Source organism: Bacillus sp. SIMBA_026 (assembly GCF_046535335.1).
Lineage (GTDB): Bacteria > Bacillota > Bacilli > Bacillales > Bacillaceae > Bacillus > Bacillus velezensis.
The window spans coordinates 1-252 of record NZ_JAWRWX010000349.1 but is presented as its reverse complement, the minus strand read 5'-3'; the positions used below and the strand labels follow the sequence as shown (position 1 = coordinate 252).

Sequence of the window (252 nt, the reverse complement as noted above, 5' to 3'; positions counted from 1 at the left end):
CGGCAGAGATATGGGACTGGCGCAGCGCGGCGGCCATGCGCAGCACCACCAGGTCGCGGAAGCCGAAAAGGTATTCGCCATGGTGGCCGCGTACAGGCGCCATGACGCCTGCGGCAACCAGCCCCATGACTGCACTGCGCGGGATGCCGCTGATGTCGAGGACATCTCGGATGGTGTAGGTGCGCATCACGCTTGCTTCTGCACGTCGTTGTTCCGCTCACTGGCCGGCACGGCTACGACGTCGTCAAAGAC

The 252-nt window shown here is 64.7% G+C and carries 1 protein-coding gene; it reads right to left on the bottom strand.

Going from position 1 to position 252, the window contains the following annotated elements; all coding sequences use genetic code 11:
* The coding region (locus SB847_RS21755; protein ID WP_410578782.1) for a MerR family transcriptional regulator at positions 1-187 on the bottom strand (187 nt) is incomplete at its 3' end.
* Between the last annotated feature and the right edge of the window lie 65 nt (positions 188-252).